The sequence below is a fragment of the Streptomyces recifensis genome (assembly GCF_002154615.1).
Taxonomy (GTDB): Bacteria; Actinomycetota; Actinomycetes; order Streptomycetales; family Streptomycetaceae; genus Streptomyces; species Streptomyces griseoluteus.
Map to the genome: position 1 here is coordinate 364 of NZ_MUNH01000285.1, position 298 is coordinate 661.

1 pseudogene is annotated in these 298 nt (G+C 73.5%); it reads left to right on the forward strand.

Features of this window, described 5'->3' with window-relative positions:
* Positions 1 to 298 (forward strand): annotated as a pseudogene (locus CCN33_RS33035) (MFS transporter); the annotation flags it as partial.

Below are 298 nucleotides of genomic sequence, written 5' to 3' on the forward strand. Positions count from 1 at the left end.
CGGGCCTCGCCGGCGCCCGCGTACTGCGCGGTCTCGGACCGCGCCGGATGGTCTGTGCCGGGTTCGTCCTCACCGCCGTCGCCGTCGTCACCCTCACCGCGATGGGCGGCCACGACAACACCCCGCTGCTCCTCACCGGTTTCGTGCTGCTCGGCTTCGGCCTGGAGACGACCCTCTTCGGGGCCTACGAGTCCATGCTCAGCGAGGCCCCGGCAGACCGGGCCGGCGGTGCGGCCGCCATCGGCGAGACCTCCTACCAACTGGGCGCCGGCATCGGCATCGCCCTGCTCGGCAGCGT